The sequence below is a fragment of the Streptomyces sp. P17 genome (genome assembly GCF_032436805.1).
Lineage (GTDB): Bacteria > Actinomycetota > Actinomycetes > Streptomycetales > Streptomycetaceae > Streptomyces.
Genome location: NZ_JAVRBF010000130.1, coordinates 1 through 5,936, shown reverse-complemented (window position 1 = coordinate 5,936; position 5,936 = coordinate 1). Strand labels below are relative to the sequence as shown.

The window sequence follows — 5,936 nt, the reverse complement described above, 5'->3', positions numbered from 1 at the left end:
TACCAAGAGGTCCTGGTTGTTCAGGTCAATTCACGGATTCCCACCCGCCCGCAACGATCAGTTTGTTCACGGGCTCTGAGGTCCACGTCCGTCAGCGTCGCCCCGGCGAGGTCCGCGCCCCTCAGGACGCACCCCGGGAACGAGACCCGCGCCAGGGCGGCGCCGCCGAAGTCCGGCTCCACCAGCACGCAGTTCTCGAAGACGACGTCTGTGAGGCGGGACCCGCGCAGGTTCAGATAGTCGATCTTGCCCCCGCGGATCAGGACGCGCTCCAGGGCGGCGCCGTGCAACTGAACCCCGCCGAGACGGGCATCGAGCAGCTCCACATCACGAAGGGTCGCCTCGGACAGGTCCGTGCCGACCCCGCGCGGAGCGGTCAGCACCGAGTCCAGGAACCGGGCGTGGGCAAGCCGGGTCTCGTCCAGCGCGCACGTTCTGAGCGCGCAGTCCATGAAGCGGGCGCCACCCCCGTCCTGCCGGGCGAGCTCCGTCTCCCCGAACTCCAGCCCGTCATAGTCACCGTCCGGCTCAAGACCGCCCCCGGTGTACGGCTCCAGCGCCGACAGCCGCACCTCGGGGCGCTTGGGCGCCTTCACCCTCGTACCACTGCCACCCGTAGTCGCCATGTCCCCCATGGTCCACCCCACCACTGACATCGACCCTGACCTGCGAAAACCCGGCCGATGTCACATTTGAGGGCACTCGCTGCGTCGTACTGGGAGAAAGGCCACCGAGCAACAGGCCACCCGAGCAGAGGGAGACCCCTATGCACCGCATCACCGTCGTCGGCGGCGGCTTCGCCGGACTCGCCGCGGCCATCACCGCCGCCGAAGCGGGCGCCAAGGTCGCCGTGTACGAGGCCCACCACAGCCTGGGCGGCCGGGCGCGGACCGCCGAGGGGCCGTACCGGACGAACGAGGGACCGCACGCCCTCTACAACGGCGGTCCGCACTGGACCTGGCTCAAGCAGCGCGATCTGATCGGACCGCTCGCTCCGCTGCCGCCCCTGGAGGCGGCCCGGCTGCGGCTGCGCCACAAGGGCGTGCTGCGCCGCACCCCGCCCTTCGGCATGCTCAAGATGCTTCGCCGCGGTCTGTCCCAGGCACCCGTGGACGTGGACTTCCTGACCTGGGCGAGCGGTATCGCGGGCGAGGAGGGCGCCCGCGCGGCCGCCCACTACTCCGCCGTCGCCCTCTTCCACCACGACCCCGGCGCGCTGTCCGCCGCCTTCGTGCAGGAGCGGCTGCGCCGCGCCACCAAGCTGCCGCCGGAGGCGCACTACCCGCGCGGCGGCTGGGGCAGTGTCATCGGGCGGATGGCCGACCACGCCTGGAACCTCGGGGTCCGGATCGAGACCCTGTCCCGTGTCGACACCCTCCCGACGGACACCCCGGTCGTCCTCGCCACCTCGCTGGACGCGGCCCGGCGTCTGCTGAAGGACGACAGCCTGACCTGGACGAGCGGCCGTACGGCGCTGATCGACCTGGCGGTGCGCACCCGGCGCGGGGACGCCTTCGCCGTGTCCGACCTGGACCGGCCGGGGTGGATCGAGCGGTTCACCGCGCAGGACCGGACCCTCGCTCCGGCCGGCGAGCAGCTGATCCAGGGGCAGATCCCGCTCGGCCCCACCGAGTCGAAGGCCGCCGGGATCGCCCGTGCCGAGGAGCTGCTGGACCTCGCCTTCGAGGGCTGGCGGGACCGGGTCACCTGGCGGCGGGAGGCCCTCGCGAACGGCCGTACCGGAGCCGTGGACCTGCCCGGCACCAGCTGGCGGGACCGCCCGGCGATCGACCGGGGCGACGGCGTCTATCTCGCGGGCGACCAGGTCGCCGCGCCCGGAGTGCTCTCCGAGGTGTCCTTCAACAGCGCGCTGACCGCGGTGTCGCTGGCCCTCGGACAGAACGCCCTTGACCTCAAGCATGCTTGAGGTTGAAGAGTGGTCACCCGCGAGAGCCGACGAGCGATTCCACGAGTGATGGGGGACCCTGATGCACGCCATCCGCCTGCACGCCTTCGGACCGGCCGAGAACCTCACCTACGAGCAGGTCGAGGACCCGCGGCCGGGCCCGGGCCAGGTCCGTATCACCGTCGCCGCGGCCGGTGTCCACCTCCTGGACACCGCCCTGCGCGAGGGCGTGCAGGGCCCGGCCCCCGCCCCGACGCCGCTGCCCACCATCCCGGGCCGTGAGGTGGCCGGCGTGGTCGAGTCCCTCGGCGAGGGCGTGGCCGGCCTCTGGCTGGGCAAGCGGGTGGTGGCCCACCTCGGCTTCGCGCCGGGCGGGTACGCCGAACTCGCCGTCACCGATGTCGAGCGCCTCCACGAGATCCCGGAGAACCTGGACTTCGCCGAGGCGGTCGCCATGATCGGCACGGGGCGTACGGCGATGGGGATCCTGCAGTTCGCCGATCTCGGCCCGGACTCCGTGGCCGTCGTCCCGGCGGCGGCCGGCGGTATCGGCACCCTGCTCGTGCAGTACGCCAAGAACGCCGGCGCCACCGTCGCCGGTCTCGCCGGCGGCCCGGAGAAAGTGGCCCGCGTCCGGGCGAACGGCGCCGACCTCGCCGTCGACTACACGGACCCCGACTGGCCGGAGAAGGTCCGCGCCTGGCTGGGCGGGCGGTCGGCCACCGTGGTCTTCGACGGGGTGGGCGGCAGCGCGGCCGAGGCGTCCGTCGCCCTCCTCGGCCCCGGCGGCCGGCACATCGTCTTCGGCTGGTCCGGCGAAGGCATCCAGGGCGGCGAGCCCTACCTCGTCGAGGGCGTCTCCGAGCAGGTCCTCGGCCCGGTGATGCTGAGCAAGGCGGGCGGCCCCAACCCGGTCCGCACCCTCGAACTGCGGGCCTTGGCGGAGGCGGCGGAGGGCCGCCTGACTCCGGCGGTTCAACGCTTCCCCCTCACCGAGGCCGCGGCGGCGCACCGGGCGCTGGAGACGAGGGGGACGACCGGAAAGGTCGTACTGGAGCCGTAGCGGGGAGTCAGGCCCGGCCACGAGAAAACGCCCCAAGGGCGCGGGCAACTGCGCGACCAGCCACAACGGCGCCGCGGCCGACAGACCGGCATACCGCGGCACCCCAGTGGTCACCAGCTCCACCCAGCGGAGCGCTCAGCGCCCGGCCACCCGATCCGCCACTCGCGCCAGCCGCGACGACTCCGCCCCCCGAGTCACCGCCTCCCGCCGATCCGCCGCCCGATACACGGCGTACATGCCCTGAACGCCCAGCCACCGCAACGGCTCCGGCTCCCACTTGCGCACCTTGTGCCCCACCCACGGCAGATCCGTCAGCTCGGTACGCCCGCCCTGCCCCGAGTCCTGCTGGACCAGATCCCGCAGAGTCCGCGCCGCCAGATTCGCCGTGGCCACGCCCGACCCGACGTACCCGCCCGCCCAGCCGAGCCCCGTCGACCGGTCCAGCGTCACCGTGGCGCACCAGTCGCGGGGCACCCCCAGCACCCCGGACCAGGCGTGCTCCACCCGCACACCCGCCAGCGACGGAAAGAACCCGAGCAGAATCTCCCGCAGCGCCGAGATCGTCGCGGGCCGCGTCCGCCCGTCGTTGTCGGTCCCCGAGCCGAAGCGGTACGGCACCCCGCGCCCGCCCAGCGCGATCCGGCCGTCGGCCGTGCGCTGGGCGTACATGTAGGCGTGCGCCATGTCGCCGAGCGTCTCGCGCCCGTCCCAGCCCACCGACGCCCACTGCTCGTCGGTCAGCGGCTCGGTGGCGATCATCGAGGAGTTCATCGGCAGCCAGGTCCGCCGCTCGCCCTTGAGCGCGGCGGTGAATCCCTCGGTGCAGCGCAGGACGTAGGGCGCGCGGACGGTGCCGTACGGCGTCACCGCGTGCTTGGGGCGGATCTCCGTCACCGGCGTCTGCTCATGGATGACGACCCCGAGCGCCTCGACGGCGGCCGCGAGACCCTTCACCAGCTTCACCGGATGCACCCGGGCCCCGTGCGGGGTCCACGACGACCCGACCGCGTCCGCGACCCGGATCCGCTCGGCGGTCTCCCCGGCGCCGTACAGCTCCCGGTCCTTCTCCCCGAAGGCGAGCTCGGCCTCGTGGAAGGCCTTCAGCCGGGCCAACTGCGCGGGAGTCCGGGCGACTTCGAGCACCCCGCCCTTGTGCACATCGGCCTCGATGCCCTCCGCCGCGGCGACGGCGACGACCTCGTCGACGGTGCCGTTCATGGCCTGCTGCAGCCGTACGGCGGCGTCCCGCCCGTGCAGCTTCGCGTACCGGTCGCGGCCCGCGATGCCGTTGTACAGCCAGCCGCCGTTGCGCCCGGAGGCGCCGTAGCCGCAGAACTTCTGCTCAAGGACGGTGATCCGGAGAAAGGGCGCCGCCTTCTTCAGGTAGTACGCGGTCCACAGTCCCGTGTAGCCGCCGCCGACGATCACCACATCGGCAGAGGCGTCCCCGGGCAGCGGCTCCCGCACCGCAGGGAGGCCGTCGTCCGCGTACCAGAAGGAGATGCCACCGTTGACGACATCGCTGACCGAGCTGCTCATGGCCGGGACGTTAACCCGTTCCGGCGGCCGGTGTCTCCTTCGGATTCCGTGGTTATCGCCTGGAGGACGGCCCTCGTACGCCGCTACCGTCGGCCCGTGATCGCCGAACGCGCCGCACCCTTCCTCCACCGCTGGGGCCTCCGCCTCGACGGCCCGCCCATGTACGGCCGTTGCGCCGTCGTCCTCCCCGTCCTGCGCACCGACGGCACACCCGCCGCGCTCAAACTCCAGGACGTCGACGACGAGACCGTCGGAGAGCCGGTCGCGCTACGGGCCTGGAACGGCGAGGGCGCCGCAAGGCTCCTGGCCGCCGACAACGGCACGCTGCTCCTCGAACGGCTCGACTCGGACCGCCCGTTGGACGACCTGCCCGGCACCCGCGAGGCCACCCTCGTCATCGCCCACCTGCTGGCCGGGCTGACGGCCCTGAAGGCCCCACCGGAACTCCGCCGCCTCGCCGACATCGCCCCGCGCCTTCTGGACCGCACGGCGGCCGTACTCCCCCGGCTCAAGGACCCGGGCCCGCTCGCGGACTGCGCGGCGGCGCTGCGCGAGGTCGCCGGCGAACCCGGCGACCGACTCCTCCACTGGGACCTGCACTTCGAGAACGTTCTGGCCGCCGACCGCGCCCCCTGGCTCGCCATCGACCCCAAGCCCCTCGCGGGCGACCCCGGTTTCGAGCTCTTCCCCGCCCTGTGGAACCGCTTCGACGCCAGCGAGGTCCGCTGGCGCTTCGACGCGATGACGGACGTCCTGGGCCTGGACCGGGACCGGGCGCGCGCCTGGACGCTGGGCCGGGTGCTCCAGAACTCGGTGTGGCAGATCGAGGAGGGTGACGCTCCGCTTCCGGAGCACCTGGAAATTGCCGAACGCCTGCGCGGCCACGGCGGTTAACCTCCCGACATGATCCGCACCGCGACCCCCGCCGACATCCCCGTCATCCACGCCCTCGTCCGCGAGCTGGCCGAGTACGAGAAGGCTCCGGACGAGGCCGAGGCGACCGAGGAGCAGCTCCACGAGGCCCTCTTCGGCGACCGCCCCGCCGCCTACGCCCATATGGCCGTCGACGACACGACCGGCGAGCCGGTCGGCTTCGCCCTGTGGTTCCTGAACTTCTCCACCTGGCGCGGCGTGCACGGCATCTACCTGGAGGACCTCTACGTCCGCCCCACCGCCCGCGGCGCCGGCCACGGCAAGGCCCTGCTCACCGAACTGGCCCGCATCTGCGTGGAGCGCGGCTACCGGCGCCTGGAGTGGTCCGTCCTGGACTGGAACACCCCGTCCATCGCCTTCTACGAGTCCCTGGGCGCCCGCCCGCAGGACGAGTGGACGGTGTACCGGCTGACGGACGAGGCACTGGTCACGCTGGGCAGCTGAATACCCGCGGGGCTGCCTCCAACGGTCCTCCGGCCACCCGACGTTCGGCAC

At 72.8% G+C, this 5,936-nt stretch carries 6 protein-coding genes; 4 read left to right on the top strand and 2 right to left on the bottom strand.

All coding sequences use genetic code 11. The features are described from left to right. Positions 1–20: 20 nt before the first annotated feature. The gene (locus RMT89_RS39475; RefSeq protein ID WP_399498799.1) at positions 21–626 is read right to left on the bottom strand and encodes a pentapeptide repeat-containing protein; all 606 of its coding nucleotides are present in this window, start codon (positions 624–626) and stop codon (positions 21–23) included. Between the two features lie 140 nt (positions 627–766). Here RMT89_RS39475 and RMT89_RS39470 point away from each other — a divergent pair, with 140 nt between their 5' ends. Both RMT89_RS39470 and RMT89_RS39465 read left to right on the top strand, forming a co-directional pair. After that, positions 767–1,927: an NAD(P)-binding protein gene (locus RMT89_RS39470; protein ID WP_315888575.1), complete on the top strand. Its 1,161-nt coding sequence runs from the start codon at positions 767–769 to the stop codon at positions 1,925–1,927. 61 nt (positions 1,928–1,988) lie between these two features. Beyond that, entirely contained in the window at positions 1,989–2,969 is a 981-nt protein-coding gene (locus RMT89_RS39465; RefSeq protein WP_315888574.1) for a zinc-binding dehydrogenase, read from the top strand. 135 nt (positions 2,970–3,104) lie between these two features. Here the strand turns inward: RMT89_RS39465 and RMT89_RS39460 are convergent, their stop codons facing one another. Further along, positions 3,105–4,508, bottom strand: a complete 1,404-nt coding sequence (locus tag RMT89_RS39460; protein ID WP_315888573.1) for an FAD-dependent oxidoreductase — start codon at positions 4,506–4,508, stop codon at positions 3,105–3,107. A gap of 96 nt (positions 4,509–4,604) precedes the next feature. Here RMT89_RS39460 and RMT89_RS39455 point away from each other — a divergent pair, with 96 nt between their 5' ends. Then, on the top strand, positions 4,605–5,402 hold the full coding sequence (locus RMT89_RS39455) for an aminoglycoside phosphotransferase family protein (protein ID WP_315888572.1): 798 nt from the start codon (positions 4,605–4,607) through the stop codon (positions 5,400–5,402). A gap of 9 nt (positions 5,403–5,411) precedes the next feature. Beyond that, on the top strand, positions 5,412–5,885 hold the full coding sequence (locus RMT89_RS39450; RefSeq protein WP_315888571.1) for a GNAT family N-acetyltransferase: 474 nt from the start codon (positions 5,412–5,414) through the stop codon (positions 5,883–5,885). Positions 5,886–5,936: the final 51 nt, after the last annotated feature.